The organism is Actinophytocola sp., from assembly GCF_035712165.1.
GTDB lineage: Bacteria > Actinomycetota > Actinomycetes > Mycobacteriales > Pseudonocardiaceae > DASYTH01.
Genome location: NZ_DASTBH010000288.1, coordinates 1 through 15,197 on the forward strand (window position 1 = coordinate 1; position 15,197 = coordinate 15,197).

Annotated in this window: 20 protein-coding genes; 14 read left to right on the top strand and 6 right to left on the bottom strand. The window is 72.1% G+C overall.

Features of this window, described 5'->3' with window-relative positions:
* The 7 genes from VFO68_RS16315 to VFO68_RS16345 form a co-directional block, all read left to right on the top strand.
* A partial coding sequence (locus tag VFO68_RS16315) for an AAA family ATPase (protein WP_325159143.1) occupies nt 1-821 on the top strand: 821 nt, incomplete at its 5' end.
* A 60-nt stretch (nt 822-881) separates the two neighbouring features.
* Nucleotides 882-1,592, top strand: coding sequence for a hypothetical protein (locus VFO68_RS16320; protein WP_325159144.1), 711 nt, complete (start codon nt 882-884; stop codon nt 1,590-1,592).
* Nucleotides 1,593-1,641: 49 nt separating this feature from the next.
* Nucleotides 1,642-2,421, top strand: a complete 780-nt coding sequence (locus VFO68_RS16325) for an SDR family oxidoreductase (protein WP_325159145.1) — start codon at nt 1,642-1,644, stop codon at nt 2,419-2,421.
* Nucleotides 2,418-3,218 (top strand): phospholipid scramblase-related protein, encoded by an 801-nt coding sequence (locus VFO68_RS16330; RefSeq protein ID WP_325159146.1) that lies wholly within the window; start codon nt 2,418-2,420, stop codon nt 3,216-3,218. Before VFO68_RS16325 ends, VFO68_RS16330 begins: the two co-directional genes overlap by 4 nt.
* Before the next feature lie 164 nt (nt 3,219-3,382).
* Complete coding sequence (gene pyrE, locus VFO68_RS16335) at nt 3,383-3,952, top strand: orotate phosphoribosyltransferase (protein WP_325159147.1); 570 nt, start codon at nt 3,383-3,385, stop codon at nt 3,950-3,952.
* Nucleotides 3,953-3,962: 10 nt separating this feature from the next.
* Nucleotides 3,963-4,337, top strand: coding sequence for a DUF2784 domain-containing protein (locus VFO68_RS16340; RefSeq protein WP_325159148.1), 375 nt, complete (start codon nt 3,963-3,965; stop codon nt 4,335-4,337).
* Nucleotides 4,334-4,984, top strand: a complete 651-nt coding sequence (locus VFO68_RS16345; protein WP_325159149.1) for an RNA methyltransferase — start codon at nt 4,334-4,336, stop codon at nt 4,982-4,984. Before VFO68_RS16340 ends, VFO68_RS16345 begins: the two co-directional genes overlap by 4 nt.
* Before the next feature lie 7 nt (nt 4,985-4,991).
* On the opposite strand, the gene VFO68_RS16350 is transcribed toward VFO68_RS16345, so the two are convergent.
* The gene (locus VFO68_RS16350) at nt 4,992-7,166 is read right to left on the bottom strand and encodes a molybdopterin-dependent oxidoreductase (RefSeq protein WP_325159150.1); all 2,175 of its coding nucleotides are present in this window, start codon (nt 7,164-7,166) and stop codon (nt 4,992-4,994) included.
* Between the two features lie 81 nt (nt 7,167-7,247).
* Here VFO68_RS16350 and VFO68_RS16355 point away from each other — a divergent pair, with 81 nt between their 5' ends.
* The 4 genes from VFO68_RS16355 to VFO68_RS16370 all read left to right on the top strand — a co-directional run bounded on the left by VFO68_RS16355 (nt 7,248) and on the right by VFO68_RS16370 (nt 10,246).
* Nucleotides 7,248-8,378 carry a glycoside hydrolase family 76 protein gene (locus VFO68_RS16355; protein ID WP_325159151.1) on the top strand — a complete coding sequence of 377 codons (1,131 nt, stop codon included), beginning with the start codon at nt 7,248-7,250 and terminating at the stop codon, nt 8,376-8,378.
* A 12-nt stretch (nt 8,379-8,390) separates the two neighbouring features.
* Nucleotides 8,391-9,134 carry an SDR family oxidoreductase gene (locus tag VFO68_RS16360; RefSeq protein WP_325159152.1) on the top strand — a complete coding sequence of 248 codons (744 nt, stop codon included), beginning with the start codon at nt 8,391-8,393 and terminating at the stop codon, nt 9,132-9,134.
* Nucleotides 9,131-9,751, top strand: a complete 621-nt coding sequence (locus VFO68_RS16365; RefSeq protein ID WP_325159153.1) for a nucleoside/nucleotide kinase family protein — start codon at nt 9,131-9,133, stop codon at nt 9,749-9,751. The genes VFO68_RS16360 and VFO68_RS16365 overlap by 4 nt, the downstream gene beginning before the upstream one ends.
* Before the next feature lie 78 nt (nt 9,752-9,829).
* On the top strand, nt 9,830-10,246 hold the full coding sequence (locus VFO68_RS16370) for a VOC family protein (RefSeq protein WP_325159154.1): 417 nt from the start codon (nt 9,830-9,832) through the stop codon (nt 10,244-10,246).
* On the opposite strand, the gene VFO68_RS16375 is transcribed toward VFO68_RS16370, so the two are convergent.
* Nucleotides 10,243-10,905 (bottom strand): DedA family protein, encoded by a 663-nt coding sequence (locus VFO68_RS16375; RefSeq protein ID WP_325159161.1) that lies wholly within the window; start codon nt 10,903-10,905, stop codon nt 10,243-10,245. The two genes, VFO68_RS16370 and VFO68_RS16375, sit on opposite strands and share 4 nt — an antisense overlap.
* Before the next feature lie 59 nt (nt 10,906-10,964).
* Entirely contained in the window at nt 10,965-11,903 is a 939-nt protein-coding gene (locus VFO68_RS16380; protein ID WP_325159155.1) for an alpha/beta hydrolase, read from the bottom strand.
* A 99-nt stretch (nt 11,904-12,002) separates the two neighbouring features.
* On the opposite strand from VFO68_RS16380, the gene VFO68_RS16385 reads away from it, so the two are divergent.
* Genes VFO68_RS16385 through VFO68_RS16395 form a run of 3 tightly spaced genes read left to right on the top strand, consistent with a single transcriptional unit; the run spans nt 12,003 to nt 14,045 of the window.
* Complete coding sequence (locus tag VFO68_RS16385) at nt 12,003-13,394, top strand: FAD-binding oxidoreductase (protein ID WP_325159156.1); 1,392 nt, start codon at nt 12,003-12,005, stop codon at nt 13,392-13,394.
* Nucleotides 13,395-13,410: 16 nt separating this feature from the next.
* On the top strand, nt 13,411-13,665 hold the full coding sequence (locus tag VFO68_RS16390; protein ID WP_325159157.1) for a type II toxin-antitoxin system CcdA family antitoxin: 255 nt from the start codon (nt 13,411-13,413) through the stop codon (nt 13,663-13,665).
* Nucleotides 13,662-14,045 carry a type II toxin-antitoxin system VapC family toxin gene (locus tag VFO68_RS16395; RefSeq protein WP_325159158.1) on the top strand — a complete coding sequence of 128 codons (384 nt, stop codon included), beginning with the start codon at nt 13,662-13,664 and terminating at the stop codon, nt 14,043-14,045. The genes VFO68_RS16390 and VFO68_RS16395 overlap by 4 nt, the downstream gene beginning before the upstream one ends.
* On the opposite strand, the gene VFO68_RS16400 is transcribed toward VFO68_RS16395, so the two are convergent.
* The 3 genes from VFO68_RS16400 to VFO68_RS16410 all read right to left on the bottom strand — a co-directional run.
* Complete coding sequence (locus VFO68_RS16400) at nt 14,042-14,710, bottom strand: DedA family protein (RefSeq protein WP_325159159.1); 669 nt, start codon at nt 14,708-14,710, stop codon at nt 14,042-14,044. The two genes, VFO68_RS16395 and VFO68_RS16400, sit on opposite strands and share 4 nt — an antisense overlap.
* Before the next feature lie 19 nt (nt 14,711-14,729).
* Complete coding sequence (locus VFO68_RS16405) at nt 14,730-15,011, bottom strand: hypothetical protein (RefSeq protein ID WP_325159160.1); 282 nt, start codon at nt 15,009-15,011, stop codon at nt 14,730-14,732.
* A 19-nt stretch (nt 15,012-15,030) separates the two neighbouring features.
* Nucleotides 15,031-15,197 (bottom strand): amidohydrolase family protein (locus VFO68_RS16410; RefSeq protein WP_325159162.1); only part of this gene is annotated, 167 nt, incomplete at its 5' end.

A 15,197-nucleotide genomic window follows, 5' to 3' on the forward strand; every position in this document is an offset into this window, starting at 1 on the left:
GCCGGGCCCGGGCCGGGGTGGCCGACCCGGACCGCCCGACCGGCTCGTTCCTGTTCCTCGGCCCCACCGGCGTCGGCAAGACCGAGCTGGCCAAGGCGCTGGCCGAGTTCCTGTTCGACGACGAGCGGGCCATCGTGCGGATCGATATGAGCGAGTACTCCGAGAAGCACTCGGTGGCCCGGCTGGTCGGCGCGCCGCCCGGCTACGTCGGCTACGACCAGGGCGGCCAGCTCACCGAGATGGTGCGCCGCCGGCCGTACAGCGTGGTGCTGCTCGACGAGGTCGAGAAGGCCCACCCGGACGTGTTCGACGTGCTGCTGCAGGTGCTCGACGACGGCCGGCTGACCGACGGCCAGGGCCGCACCGTGGACTTCCGCAACACGATCCTGGTGCTCACCTCCAACCTCGGCTCGCAGGTCATCGCCGACGCCACACTGGACGAGCGGCAGCGCAAGGACGCGGTGCTTTCCGTGGTGCAGCGGCACTTCAAGCCCGAGTTCCTCAACCGGCTGGACGACGTGGTGGTGTTCGGGTCGCTGGCCACCGAGGAGCTGACCAGCATCGTGGACATCCAGGTGGCCCGGCTCGGCAAGCGGCTGGCCCAGCGCCGGCTCACCCTGGACGTCACCCCGGCGGCCCGGGACTGGTTGGCGCTCAACGGGTTCGACCCGATCTACGGGGCCAGGCCGCTGCGCAGGCTGGTGTCCTCGGCGATCGGCGACCAGCTCGCCAAGGCACTGCTGTCCGGTGCCATCGCCGACGGCGACACCGTCGTCGTGGACATCGCGGACGACAACTCGGCGTTGACGGTCGGGACGTGATTGCGCGACGCGCCGGACGGTGATCTTGGTTCAGGCCCGGCGGCGACTACGCTGCCGGGCGTGGGAGTTCCCGCCTGGGCCTGGTTCACCGTCGCCGCGGTGGCCGCCCTCCTCGGTCTGGTGTTGTTGCTGCGCGACCGTGCGCGGCTGACCTCGCGCAACCGGGAACGGCACCGGTGGGCGGCGCTGCGCGGCTGGCAGTTCTCCGAGACCGACAGCGTGCTGCCCACCCAGTGGACCAGCGGCGCGATCGCGTACTACGGCGGCGGTCTGGCCCGCGACGTGGTGGCCGGGTCGACCTTCACCGCCGACGGCCGGCGCCGGGTGTACGTGTTCGACCTGGACACCGCCGGCCGGATCGGCGCGGTGATCGCCGCGGTGCAGTGCCGGCGCACCCATCCGGTGGTGGTCGAACTGTGGCTGCCGAACGTGCCGTTCCAGCGGGACAGCATGCCGGAGTTGCTCGGCCCGGTCGGCCAGCGCTACGCCTTCGTCTCCGACATCGCCACCGCCCGCGCGCTGATCACCCCGGACCTGGTGGACGCGACCGAGGACATCGGCGGGGACATCCCGGTGGCCTGGATCGAGGGCGGCTGGGTGCTGGCCGCCGCTCCGCCGAGCGCCGGTCCGTCCCGGCTGGAACGGTTGCTGCGCAGCATCGGTGAGGTGGCCGACGTGGTCGACCCGTTCGACGCCGAGGTGGATCCGGTCGGCGAGCAGGAGGAGCAGCCCGCGCCGCAGCCGTCGGCCATCGAGCAGTCGGACGACTAGCGGTCCGCCTCTCCGGAATTTGAATGCTGTCACCAGATAGCGTGTCGGCATGTCAACAGCGCTCGTCACCGGGGCGACGGCGGGCATCGGGCTCGCGTTCGCCCGGAAGCTGGCCGAGGAGGGCCACGATCTCGTGCTGGTCGCCCGGAACCGGGACCGGCTCAAGGAGGTCGCCGCCGACCTGACCGCCGCCTACGGGGTGGACGTGCAGGTCATGTCCGCCGACCTGTCCACCACCCGGGCCCGCAAGCGGGTGGAGGAACGGCTGGCCGACGAGGACAGACCGGTCGACCTGCTGGTGAACAACGCCGGTTTCGGCCTGGCCGGGCCGTTCGCGACCGCCGACATGGACGAGCTGCAGGCCCAGTTGGACGTGAACGTGACCAGCGTGCTGCGGCTGACCAGGGCGGCGGTGCCGGGCATGGTGGCCAGGGGGTTCGGCGCGGTGGTCAACGTGTCCAGCGTCGCCGGGTTCTTCCCCGGCCCCGGCCCGGTCTACGCGGCGACCAAGGCCTGGGTGACCACGTTCTCCGAGGGTATCTCGATCTCTCTGGCCGGGACCGGGGTGCGGGTCCTCGCGCTGTGCCCGGGTTTCACGCACACGGAGTTCCACGAGCGCACCGGTTCCGGCGAGCCGGACACCCCGGAATGGCTGTGGCTCAAGGCCGACCGGGTGGTCGCCGACTGCCTCGCCGACCTCAGGCACGGCCGGTCCCGCTCGGTGCCCGGCATGCAGTACAAGGCGTTGGTGGGCTTCGGGCGGCTGCTGCCGCCCGGCCTGGTGCGCCGGCTGGTGACCAAGCTCTCCGAAGGACGGGACCGCACATGACCACTCCCGCACCCGGCTGGTACCCGGAGCAGCCCGGCTCGCCGACGTTGCGCTACTGGGACGGAGCGCAGTGGACCCAGCACCGGCAACAGGCCGCGCCGAACCCGTTCGAGTTCGAGATCGGCCGCGCGCCGGACCCGGACCGGATCAGGCGCCAGCAGCAGCAGGCCGGCGTCCGGCAGGTCGGCCAGGGCGGCGGCACGCTGTTCACCGAGCCGGTGCTCGTGGTCAACCAGAAGGTCAAGCTGGTCGAGCTGGTCAACGAGTACATGGTGTTCGACCAGCACGGCCGGCAGATCGGCTCGGTGGCGCAGGTCGGTCAGACTGCCTTGAAGAAGGCGGCCCGGTTCTTCTCCAGCCTGGACCAGTTCATGACGCACACCCTCGAGGTGCGGGACGCGAACCATCAGCCGGTCCTGGTGCTGACCCGGCCGGCGAAGGTGATGAAGTCCCGGATCATCGTGCAGCGGCCCGGCGGGCACCCGGTCGGCGAGATCATCCAGGAGAACATGATCGGCAAGATCAGGTTCGGGTACGTGGTCAACGGTCAGCGGATCGGCGGCATCTTCGGGGAGAACTGGGTCTCCTGGAACTTCGCGATCAGGGACCACACCGACACGGAGGTCGCCCGGATCACCAAGACCTGGGAAGGCATGGCCAAGACCATGTTCACCACCGCGGACAACTACGTGCTGCAGATCCACCGCCCGTTACCCGAGCCACTGGCCAGCCTCGTGGTCGCTTCGGCACTGACCGTCGACACCGCCCTCAAACAGGACAACCGCGGCTTCGGCTGATCCGCCTCTCCGGAATTGATGCGGTTGTTGCGTTCCGGACCATGGTGCGGTTGGCAGGTGGAATGTGGCTGAGTGCCGTCACGGTCCCCTGAGGTTGCGTTGGTCTGGGTGCGGCCTGTGTCGTGCGCGGCGGCCGGGGTGCCGGTGTGCAAGGGTGGGTTCTTGTGCGAACTGGTGCTGTTCCCGCTGTCGATTCGACCGCGAAGGGTGAGCTGGCCCGGCTGGTGACCGAGCTCTCCGTGGTGCGCGGCCATGTCGTACTCGCCTCCGGCAAAGAGGCCGACTACTACGTCGACCTGCGCCGGGCGACCCTGCATCACGCGGCGGCGCCGCTGATCGGGCGGCTGTTGCGGCAGCTCACCGCGGACTGGAGCTATGTGGCCGCCGGCGGCCTCACGCTCGGCGCCGATCCGGTGGCCTGCGCGATGATGCACGCCGCGGCGGCGGCCGGCGAGGTGCTCGACGTGTTCGTGGTGCGCAAGAGCGCCAAGGAACACGGCCTGCAGCGCCGGATCGAGGGCATCGAGGTGGCCGGGCAGCGGGTGCTCGTGGTCGAGGACACCTCCACCACCGGCGGCAGCGTGCGCACCGCGATCGACGCGGTCAGCGAGGCCGGGGCGGTGGTGGTCGGGGTGGTCACCGTGGTGGACCGGGACACCGGCGCACGCGAGGCGATCGAGGGCCTCGGGCTGCCCTACCGCGCCCTGCTCGGGCGGTCCGACCTGGGGTTGTAACCTCGGCGTCGTGGCCGGATTCCTCGCTGACGTCACGGTGGTGGTGCACTTCGCGGCACTGCTCTACATCGGGCTCGGCGGGTTCCTGGCCTGGGTATGGCCCAAAACGATCTTCGTGCACCTGGCGTTCGTGGTCTGGGGCGTCGCGGTCAACGTGGTGCCCGGGCTGCCCTGCCCGCTGACCACGCTGGAGGACTGGCTGCGCGCCCGGCAGGGCCTCGGCCCGCTGCCCGGCGGGTTCAACGAGTACTACATCTACGACGACCTGATCCCGCGCGGGCTGCTGCCGGTGGTCATGGTCGGCGCGATCGTGCTGCTGATCGTGTCCTACGTCGGCGCGTACCTGCTGTGGCGGCGGCGCACCGTGCTCGTGGCGTCGAGTTGACCGAAGCGCAGGGGCCGACCGAGTGGGAGTTCGGCGAGCCGGTCGGGGTCGGGCCGTGGCCCGGGGACTGGCCGGCCGACCCGCGCTACGACCCGGAACTGCTCGCCGGCGGCGACCGACGCAACGTCGTGGACGCCTACCGGTACTGGCGCCGGGACGCGATCATCGCCGATCTCGACCGGCGCCGGCACCCCTTTCACGTGGCGATCGAGAACTTCGGCCACGACCACAACATCGGCACGGTGGTGCGCACGGCCAACGCGTTCCTCGCCCGGGCGGTGCACATCGTCGGGCGGCGCCGGTGGAACCGCCGGGGCGCCATGGTGACCGACCGGTACCAGCACCTGGCGCACCATCCGGATATGGCGTCGCTGCTGGACTTCGCGCGGGCCTCGGAACTGGTCGTGGTGGCGGTGGACAACACCGCAGGCGCGGTCCCGCTGGAGACCGCCGCCCTGCCCCGGGACTGCGTGCTGCTGTTCGGTCAGGAGGGCCCGGGGCTCACCGAGGCCGCGCGCGACGACGCCGCCCTGGTGGTGTCGATCGCCCAGTTCGGCTCCACCCGCTCGATCAACGCCGGTGTCGCGGCCGGCATCGTCATGCACGCCTGGATCCGCCAGCACGCCGACCTCAGCGCCGCCTGGTAGCCGGCGATCAGGTCGTGCGGCTGTGGACGGGTTCCACCTGGATCGGGATGCCGTTGAGGACCGCGGTGCCGGACAGGGCGTCCAGCAGGGTGTCGTCGGCGAGCAGGTTGGTGTTGGCGCCGGGGTGGGCGGTGGCGACCGCGGTGCGGATGCCGTCGACGTCGTGACCCCAACCGTGCGGGACGCTGACCACCCCGGGGCGCAGCGCGTCGGTGATCTCCACCGGCAGTTCGACCTTGCCGGCCCGGGACCGGATCGCAGCCATGGCGCCGTCGCGGAGGCCGAGCCGGGCGGCGTCGTCCGGATGCAGCTGCGCGGTGCAGCGGTTCTGCCCGCGTACCAACGGTTCCAGGTTGTGCATCCAGGAGTTGTTGGAGCCGAGCTGGCGGCGGCCGATCAGCACCAGTTCGCCGTTCACCTGCCGGTCGAGCTCGGCCCGCAGCCGGGGGACGTCGACGGTGATCTCGTCGGGGGCCAGCTCGATCTTGCCGCTCGGCGTGGCGAGGACGTCCGGGATGCGGGGCGTCAGCGGGCCGAGGTCGACGCCGTGCGGGGCGGCTTCCAGGTCGGCCAGCGTCAGGTCGTAGGGCCCGGCGCGGAGCAGCAGGTCGACAAGGCGCTCCGGGCCGGTCCGGCCGGCGGCCAGCGCCGCGTCCACGCCGAACCGGCGGGCGGTCTCGGCCGCCACGAAGTCGTCCAGCGCGGCGATGTCGGCGTTCGGGCCCTGGCCGGTGACGATTCCGGTGAGCCGCAACAGGGTCTGCCATTCCTGCGGCACGTCGGTGGGCAGCACCGCCGGGGTCCAGTTGGCCACGTTGCGCACCGCGAACTGGTACAGGCCCAGGTCGTAGTGCGGCCGCTCGAGCGCGGTCGGGCCAGGCAGGATCACGTCGGCGTGCCGGGAGGTCTCGTTCAGGTAGACGTCCACCGACACCATGAAGTCCAGCTGCCGCAACGCATCGGACAGCCGCCCGGCGTTCGGCGTGGACAGGCACGGGTTGCCCGCGACGGTGATCAACGCGCGCACCTGGCCCGGGCCGGGGGTGAGGATCTCGTCGGCCAGCGTGGCCACCGGGATCTCGCCGATCACCTCGGGCAGCCCGCGCACCCGGCTGCGGAACCGGCCGGTGGCGAACCCGCGCCGGCCGCGGCCCGGCCGGTTGTTGGCCTGGCCGGCCGCGGCGAGCGGGAACATCATGCCGCCCTCGCGGTCCAGGTTGCCGGTCAACACGTTCAGCACGTCCACCAGCCAACTGGTCAGCGTGCCGAACGCCTGGGTGGTGGTGCCGATCCGGCCGTACACCGCGGCCCGGGGCGCGGCGGCCAGTTCACGCGCCATCCGCCGGATGTCGGCGGCCGCGATCCCGGTCCGGTCCGCGACCGTCTCCGGCGTGAACGGGGCGCACAGCGCGGCGACCTGCTCCACCCCCGCGACGTGCTCGGCCAGCCGGCCCAGCGCGACCAGGTTCTCCTCGAACAGCACCGACACCATCGCGAACAGCAGCAGCGCGTCGGTGCCCGGCCGGATCGCGTGATGCTCGTCGGCGGCCTCCGCCGTCCGGGTGCGCTTGGGGTCGACCACCACCAGCTTGCCGCCGCGTCGCCGCAGCGCCCGCAACCGGCCCCGGGCGTCCGGCATGGTCATCAGGCTTCCGTTGGACACCAACGGGTTCGCGCCCAGTATGAGCAGGTGGTCGGTGCGGTCGATGTCGGCGACCGGGATGGTCATCAGGTGGCCGAACATGTACCCGGCGGAGAAGTGCTTGGGTAGCTGGTCGACCGAGCTCGCGGAGTAGAAGTTCTTGGTGCCCAACGCCTTGTACAGCACCGGCCCGTACAGCGCGCCACCCAGGTTGTGCACCGACGGGTTCCCCGCGTAGGCCGCGACGGCGTCCCGGCCGTGCTCGGCGATGATCGGCATCAGCCGGGCGTCGATCTCGGCGAACGCCTCGTCCCAGCCGACCGCGACCCACTCGCCGTCCCGCTTCAGCATCGGCGTGCGCAGCCGGTCCGGATCATGGTGCAGCGCCCCGAGGGAGGCACCCTTCGGGCAGATGAACCCGCGCGAGAACACGTCCTCGCCGTCACCGCGAACCCCGGTGACCCGTTCGCCGTCGATGGTCACGGTCAGCCCGCAGGTGGCTTCGCACAGCGGGCAGGTGACGTGCGCGGTGGTGGTCATACCAGCAAGATTGACACACGACACCGACACGCCCAACCAACATCAAGCGTCCGGACCGATACAGCGCGCACCATGGTTCGCGTGACACACGGGGCGGAGCGCGCGGCCGATGTTCCCCAGGTGTGGGCGGACCGCGCGGCGGAGGCGGAACAGGCGGTGCTCGGCCGGCACCTGCGTCGGGTCTGGGCGATTCCCGGCACCCAGCTGGGGGTGAGCGGTTGGCCGATGTCGGCAGGCGGGCGGCTGCACCGCCGATGGAACTACTGGTGGCAGGCGCACCTGCTGGACTGCCTGGTGGACGCCCAGCTACGCGATCCGACCCCGGGCCGGGCCGCGCTGATCGCCCGGCTGGTGCGCGGGGTGCGGCTGCGCAACTTCGGCACCTGGCTCAACGACTACTACGACGACATCGCCTGGCTGGGGCTGGCCGTGCTGCGTGCCTCCGAGGTGACCGGGCTCGTGGCCGCCCCGGCGCTGCGGCCGATCGCCGCCCGGCTGCGCGAGGGCTGGACCGACCACGGCGGCGGCGGGATCTGGTGGCGGCGCAAGGACGACTTCAAGAACGTGCCCGCCAACGGCCCGGCCGCGATCCTGCTGGCCCGGTGGAGCCGGGCCGGCGGCGAGCGGTCGGACCTGCAGCGGGCCCGGTCGATGACCGAATGGATGGAGCGCACACTGCTCGACGGGTCGACCGGGCTGATGTGGGACGGCCTGCACGTGAACCCCGACGGCACCGTCCGGGACATCGTCAAGATCGTCTATACCTACTGCCAGGGCGTGTTTCTCGGTGCCTGCCTGGAGTTGGCCAGCGGCGACCCGTCCGGGGTGTGGGTGTCCCGGGCGGAGCGGACGGTCAGCGCGGTGGCCGACCGGCTCTCCGAGGGCGGCGTGCTGCCCGGCCAGGGCGCCGGTGACGGCGGGCTGTTCGCCGGGATCCTGGCCCGGTACCTGGCGCTGGCCGCGGTACGGCTGCCGTTGCTCGGCTCCACGGCCGGCGGCGCGGCGTCCGGCGTGGTGCTCTCCTCCGCGGGCGCGGCGTGGCGCAACCGCGCGGTGGCCCCCCGGGGCGGCCCGCTGTTCGGCCCGGAGTGGTCCCAGCCGGCGGTCAGTCCCCGCTCGGCCCGGGACCCGCGGCTGGAGCGGGACATGTCGGTGCAGCTGTCCGGCTGGATGGTGCTCGAGGCCGCGGCCATGCTGGAGCGCACCTGTTGACAGTATTCGTGCGTGTCAGTGGTGATCGTGACCGGCGGGAGCCGGGGTATCGGGGCGGCGGTGTGCCGGCTGGCGGCCGCCCGGGGCTATGACGTGGTGGTCAACTACGCCACCGGCAAGGCCGAGGCCGACGCGGTGGTGGCCGGCATCGAGGCGTCCGGCGGCCGGGCGGTCGCGGTCGGCGCGGACGTTTCGGACGAGGCCGACGTGACCCGGCTGTTCGCCGCCGCCGCCGCGCGCGGGCCGCTGGCCGGCCTGGTGAACAACGCCGGGATCACCGGCAACACCCCGGGCCGGCTGGACGAGCAGGACGTCGCGGTGGTCCGGCGGGTGCTCGAGGTGAACGTGACCGGCGTGTTCCTGTGCGCCCGGGCCGCGGTCCGCGCCATGTCGACCCGGTACGGCGGGGCCGGCGGGTCGATCGTGACCGTCTCGTCCACGGCCGCCCGGCGCGGCTCGCCCGGCGAGTGGGTGCACTACGCGGCGAGCAAGGCCGCGGTGGAGGCGCTGACCGTCGGGCTGGCCCAGGAGGTCGCCGCCGAGGGCGTGCGGGTCAACGCGGTGGCGCCCGGCCTGGTGGACACCGAGTTGCACGCCAACGCCGGGATGCCGGACCGGCTGGACCGGCTGGCGCCGCTGATCCCGATGGGCCGGGCCGGGCGCCCGGACGAGATCGCCGAGGGCGTGGTGTGGCTGCTCTCCGCCGCCGCCTCGTTCGTGACCGGGTCGGTGCTGCCGATCTCGGGTGGCCGGTGACCGGCTTCGCCGGCCTGGTGGCCCGGGCCGGCGCCCTGGTCGTGCCCGGCCGGCGGCACCTGCTCGGCATCTGCGGGCCGCCCGGCGCCGGGAAGACCACGCTGGCGCTGCGGCTGGTGGAGGCACTCGGCGAGCGGGCCGGCTACGTCGGGATGGACGGCTTCCACCTGGCCCAGGTCGAGTTGGACCGGCTCGGCCGCACCGAGCGCAAGGGCGCGCCGGACACCTTCGACGCGGCCGGCTACGTGGCCCTGCTGCGCCGGTTGCGGCAGTCCCGGGACGAGGTCGTGTACGCCCCGGAGTTCCGCCGGGAGATCGAGGAGCCGGTCGCCGGCGCCGTGCCGATCGGCCCGGACGTCGCGCTGGTCGTCACCGAGGGCAACTACCTGCTGCTGCCGGACCCGCCCTGGTCGCTGGTGCGCCCGTTGCTCGACCAGGTCTGGTTCCTCGCCCCGCCGGAGGCGCAGCGGATCGGCTGGCTGACCGCGCGGCACCAGGCGCACGGCCGCACCCCGGACGCCGCCCGGGACCGCGCCCTGGGCTCCGACCAGCGCAACGCCGAGTTGGTCGGCGCGACCATGGGTGACGCCGATCTCGTCCTGTCAAAGATCCCGTAACTTCGCCGGTGGTATGCCCGCGGGTGCGGCAGTATGGCGGAGTTGCCTTCCCCCGAACGGGTTCCGAAAGGACACGCCGTGCCCGAGTTGTCTGGCGTCCATCACGTCGCGCTGAGCGTGACCGATGTGGACCGCAGCGTGCCCTGGTACGAGCGGGTGCTCGGGTTCAGCACGATCGGGCGGGAGGGGTCCGAGGAAGGCGGGCTGCGCCGGGTGTTCCTGCGCGGGCCTGGGTTCGGCATCACGCTGACCCTGGTGCAGCACCCCGACTCCGGCGGGACGCTGTTCGACGAGCGCCGCCCGGGGCTCGACCATCTGACCTTCGCGGTGCCGGACCCGCAGTCGCTGCGCGCCTGGTCGCAGCGGCTGACCGAGCACGGCGTCACGTTCTCGCCGATCGCCGAGGAGCCGACCGCCCCGGGCACCGAGGTGATCGCGCTGCGCGACCCGGACGGCATCCAACTGGTGCTCTGGGTGGACAAGCGCGGGGACTAGTCGCGGGCGGCACCGACGGTGTCGGCCGGCCGGTGGATCTCCTGGCGGTAGCGGTACACGCCGTAGGCGGTGCCGAGCACGAAGAACGCGATGCTCGCCCACAGCGCGACGGCCTTGAGCCACGGCATCCCGGACACCAGCCCGGCCGCGTAGTAGCCGGCCAGGACCAGGGTGGGCACCCAGGCCAGCGCGCCGATCGAGGTGGCCACCATGAACCGGCGCGGGTCCATCTTGGCCGCTCCGGCGATCAGCGGCGCCAGCGTGCGGATCCACGGGATCCAGCGGGCCAGCACGATCGCCCAGAACCCGCGGCGGTCCAGGAAATCCCTGGCCCGGTCCAGGTTCGCGGTGTTGAGCACCCGGCCGCCGCGCCGGGTCACGATCACGTGCCCGGTCTTGTGCCCGATGTAGTACCCGAGCATGTTGCCGACGATCGCGGTCAGCATGGCCGCGACGGACAGCAGCCAGGCGTGCCCCTCGAGGTCCTGTTGGGCCAGCACCACGCCCGCGGCGAACAGCAGCGAGTCGCCGGGGAGGAACAGGCCGATGATGAAGGCGCACTCGATGAACACGAACCCGAGCACGATCACCCACACCATGAGCGGTCCGGCCGAGTCGAGGATGCCCGTGGGCGTCCCGCTCGCCAAGGACACATTCATCACGCCGGTAGCGTACGGGGCCACGGTTGCGGGCGTCCCGGCGATGACCAACGCCACGGTCACGCCGTAGCCGCGACCGAGGCGGACACCGCGGCCCGCGCGAACCGGCCGGCGTCCCGCAGCGCCGCCCGGCCCTCCGGCAGCAGCGGGTAGAACGCCGGGAACACGTGCACCTGACCGGGCCAGACCTGCAGCTCGCAGTGTCCGCCTGCGGCCCAGACCGCCTCGGCGAGCCGCTCGGAGTCACCGAGCAGGCACTCGGTGTCACCCACCTGGATCAGCATCGGCGGCCAGCGGCGTTTGTCCCCACGCAGCACGTCGAGGCGCCGGTGGGTGAAGGCGAGCCGGCCCGCGTAGGCCAGGCCGCACTCCCGGACCCGTTCCGGCGGCACGAACGGGTCGCGCCGGGCGGCGTCCCGCGCGTCCAGGGTCGCGCCGGTGAGATCCAGGAACGGGGAGAACAGCACCGCCGCCGCCGGCATGGCCGACCGTCCGCGGTGCAGGTCGGCGAGTAGTCCGGCGGCCAGGTGACCGCCCGCGGAGTCGGCGACCACGACGATCCGGCCGGCCGGATAGCCCGCCTCGAGCAGCCAGCGCAGGCCGGCGAGGGCGTCGTCGGCCGCGGCCGGGAACGGGTGCTCGGGGGCCCGCCGGTACTCCAGCAGCAGCGCCGGCAGCCCGGACACCGCGGACAGCGCCGAGACCAGGTGCCGGTGGGTGCGCGGCCCGCCCAGGATGAACCCGCCGCCGTGCAGGTAGAGGATCGCCCCGGCGGCCTCGTCGGCGCCCGGGGCGGCGATCCACTCGCCGCGCACCGCCGCCCCGGCGACCGGGTCGACCCGGGTGCCCCGGACCAGCGGAGTGCAGCCGACCAGGTTGAACAGCTCACGCACCAGGCGGCGCTGCACCGGGTTGTGCAGTCGGGCGCGGTCGGCGACGTGCCGCAGGCTGCCGGTCAGCAGGGCGGCGAGCGCCCGGCTCTGCACGCTGGGAGTCATCCGCCCGCCCCCTTCCACCGCTTGTGTATGGACTATCGCCCACTCGCAAATGTGTATGAGGCCGCTCAAGCATCACTCAAGAAGAGTTACCGTTCGACGATGGGCGCGGATGATGGCCTGTTGGCCAGGTTGCGGTCGGCGGTCGGCGCCGACGCGGTACTCGTCGATCCGGACGTCACGGCCAGCTACCGGCGGGACATGATGCCGCTGGCCCCGTACGGCTCGCCGCTGGCGGTCGTGTTACCGGCCGACGCCGGGGCGGTGCAGGAGGTCGTGCGGGCCTGCGCGGCGGCCGGCGTGCCGATCGTTCCGCGCGGCGCGGGCAGCGGCCTGTCCGGCGCGGCCAACGCCGTCGACGGGTGCGTGGTCCTGGCGCTGACCAGGATGAACGAGATCCTGGAGGTGGACCCGGACAACCGGCTGGCGGTGGTCCAGCCGGGCGTGGTGAACCTCGACCTGCGCAACGCGGTGGAGAAGCACGGCCTGTTCTACCCGCCGGATCCGTCCAGCTACGACTGGTGCACGATCGGCGGCAACCTGTCCACCAACGCCGGTGGCCTGTGCTGCGTGAAGTACGGCGTGACCACCGACTCGGTGCTGGGCCTGGACGTGGTGCTGGCCGACGGCGAGCTGCTGCGCACCGGCCGGCGCACGGTCAAGGGCGTGGCCGGCTACGACCTGACCAAGCTGTTCATCGGCAGCGAGGGCACCCTCGGGGTGATCACCCAGGCGACGCTGGCGCTGCGCCCGCTGCCGCAGGCGCCGGGCACCATGTTCGCCGCGTTCAGCTCGGTCAGCGCGGCCGGCGCCGCGGTCAGCCGGGTGGTCCGGGAGGGCATCGTGCCGTCCCTGATGGAGATCATGGACGCGTCGTCGATCGCGGCGGTCGAGGAGTACCTGAACACCGAGCTGGGCGCCGGCAAGGGCTGTGCGGCGCTGCTGATCTGCCAGTCCGACTCGGGCGGCGAGGCGGCCCGGCGCGAGCTGACCGCGATCGAGCAGGTGTGCACCGACGTGGGCGCCGACCTGGCGCACACCACCTACGACCCGGCCGAGGGGCAGCTGCTGCTCAAGGCCCGGCGGGCGGTGCTGATGGCGCTGGAGGTGTACGGCGCGTGGCTGACCGACGACGTGTGCGTGCCGCGCACCCGGATCGCGGAGCTGATCGCCGGCTGTGAGCGGATCAGCGCGGAGGTGGGTCTGCGCATCGCCGTGGTCGGCCACGCCGGCGACGGCAACATGCACCCGACGATCGTCTACGACCCCACCTCGGAGTCCGAGTTCGCCCGCGCCCGCCAGGCCTTCGACGACATCCTCGAGGTGGGTCTCGGGCTGGGCGGCACCGTCACCGGCGAACACGGCGTCGGCAAGATCAAGCGCGAATGGCTGGCGCGCGAGATCGGCCCGATCGGCCTGCGGGTGCACCGGGACATCAAGAACGCCCTCGATCCGGCGAACCTGTTCAACCCGGGCTCCATGTTCGCCCTGTAATACGTATCCTATGCGCATGGCTCGCGTGAACATCACCGTCCCGGACGGGATCCTCCAGCAGGCGAAGGAGGCCGGCCTCAACATCTCCAAGCTCACTCGCGACGCGATCCTGCACGAGCTCGAGGTCCGCGCCAAGATCGCCGCGTTCGACGCCTACATGGCGGAGTTGGAGACCGAGCTCGGACCGGTGAGCGAGCAGGACCAGGCCCGTGCGGATGCCTGGGTCGAGCGCATGCTGAACCCGACCGACGAGGATCGGCGCACGGCGTGACCATCGTGCTGGACTCGGGGGCGCTGACCGCGGTGGCGCACGACCGCGCCGTCCTGATCGCCCTTCGGAAGCAGGGAGCCTGGCCGCCTCTGGTGTCCACGGCCGTACTCGCCGAGTCGCTGACCGGTGATCAGCGCCGGGATGTCCTGGTCAACCGCATTCTGCGGCTCTGCGTGATCCGGGAGGTCACGGAGCTGATCGCACGGCACGCGGCGACACTCCGGCACCAGGCGCGGTTCAGCGGCATCTCCGCGGTGGATGCCATCGTCGCCGCCACCGCAGACCACGCCGGCGGCGGTGTGGTCTGGACCAGCGACCCGAAAGACATGTGGGCCCTGGCCGCGCACACCTTGAACGTGGTCCGGGTGTCGAAGGTCTAGTTGGCCGGCTCGCTGACCTCGGCCTTGCGCTCCTTGCGGGCGCGGAGGAACTCGATGGCGATGGGGATGACCGAGATCAGCACGATCACGATCAGCATCAGCTCGATGTTCTCGTGCACGAACGGGATCTGGCCCAGGAAGTAGCCGAGCACGGTGACGCCGGTGGCCCACAGGACGCCGCCGATGGCGGAGTAGACGAAGTACTTGCGCGGGTCCATCCGGCCGACCCCGGCGATCGCGGTGATGAACGTGCGCACGATCGGCACGAACCGGGCCAGCACGATCGCCCGGGGGCCGTACTTGTCGAAGAACTCGTGGGTCTTGTCCACGTACTCCTGTTTGAACAGCCGCGAGTCCGGCCTGCTGAACAGCGCCGGTCCGACCTTGGTGCCGATCCAGTACCCGCACATGTTGCCGACGAACGCGCACACGGTCAGCAGCGCGCACACCACCCACAGTGGGTAGTCGATGAAGCCCTGGGCCACGAACAGCCCCGCGGTGAACAGCAGCGAGTCGCCCGGCAGGAAGAAGCCGATCATCAGACCGCACTCGGCGAAGATGATCAGGCACAGGCCGGGGAGCAGGTACGGTCCGAGGCTGGTGAGGATGACCTCCGGGTCCAACCAGGACGGGAGGATCGACATCGCGTTCACGGGCACACGCATGACGGTACCTGGCGGCCGGCTAGAGCAACGTGAGCAGACCCACCACCGCCCCCGCGGCCAGGCCCAGGGCGGCGGCCAGCAGCAGGATGGCCAGCACCGGAACGCGCGTCGCGGGCGGCTCCGGGATCTCGTCGCTGGGCATGCGCACGGTCGTCGCCGGCTGGGCAGGCGGCCCGAGCGGCAGGTCGGTGCCGGACAGCAACCCGTAGCCCTCGCTCGCCCGCCCGGCGGGGGGCAGCGGGGTGTGCGCCGCCTGAGCCCGCAGCGCTTCGGCGATCAGTTGCTCCTGGTCGTCGGCCACAGCGAAACGGTATACGGGTTCAGTCGACCCACGCGCCGCGATGCAGCACGGCGGTCGGGCGCAGGCTGGCGTCCAGGAGCACCAGGTCGGCCGCGCGGCCGGCGGTGATGGACCCGGTGACGTCGGCGAGGCCGAGAAGTTCGGCCGGCCGGGTGGCGGTGGCCGCCACCGCCTGCTGGACGCTCA

Coding starts and splice junctions, on each gene's coding strand:
- VFO68_RS16325 (WP_325159145.1), top strand. CDS start 1,642: ATGTCAACAGCGCTCGTCACCGGGGCGACGGCGGGCATCGGGCTCGCG.
- VFO68_RS16330 (WP_325159146.1), top strand. CDS start 2,418: ATGACCACTCCCGCACCCGGCTGGTACCCGGAGCAGCCCGGCTCGCCG.
- VFO68_RS16350 (WP_325159150.1), bottom strand. CDS start 7,166: ATGACCACCACCGCGCACGTCACCTGCCCGCTGTGCGAAGCCACCTGC.
- VFO68_RS16375 (WP_325159161.1), bottom strand. CDS start 10,905: ATGAATGTGTCCTTGGCGAGCGGGACGCCCACGGGCATCCTCGACTCG.
- VFO68_RS16380 (WP_325159155.1), bottom strand. CDS start 11,903: ATGACTCCCAGCGTGCAGAGCCGGGCGCTCGCCGCCCTGCTGACCGGC.
- VFO68_RS16385 (WP_325159156.1), top strand. CDS start 12,003: ATGGGCGCGGATGATGGCCTGTTGGCCAGGTTGCGGTCGGCGGTCGGC.
- VFO68_RS16390 (WP_325159157.1), top strand. CDS start 13,411: ATGGCTCGCGTGAACATCACCGTCCCGGACGGGATCCTCCAGCAGGCG.
- VFO68_RS16400 (WP_325159159.1), bottom strand. CDS start 14,710: ATGCGTGTGCCCGTGAACGCGATGTCGATCCTCCCGTCCTGGTTGGAC.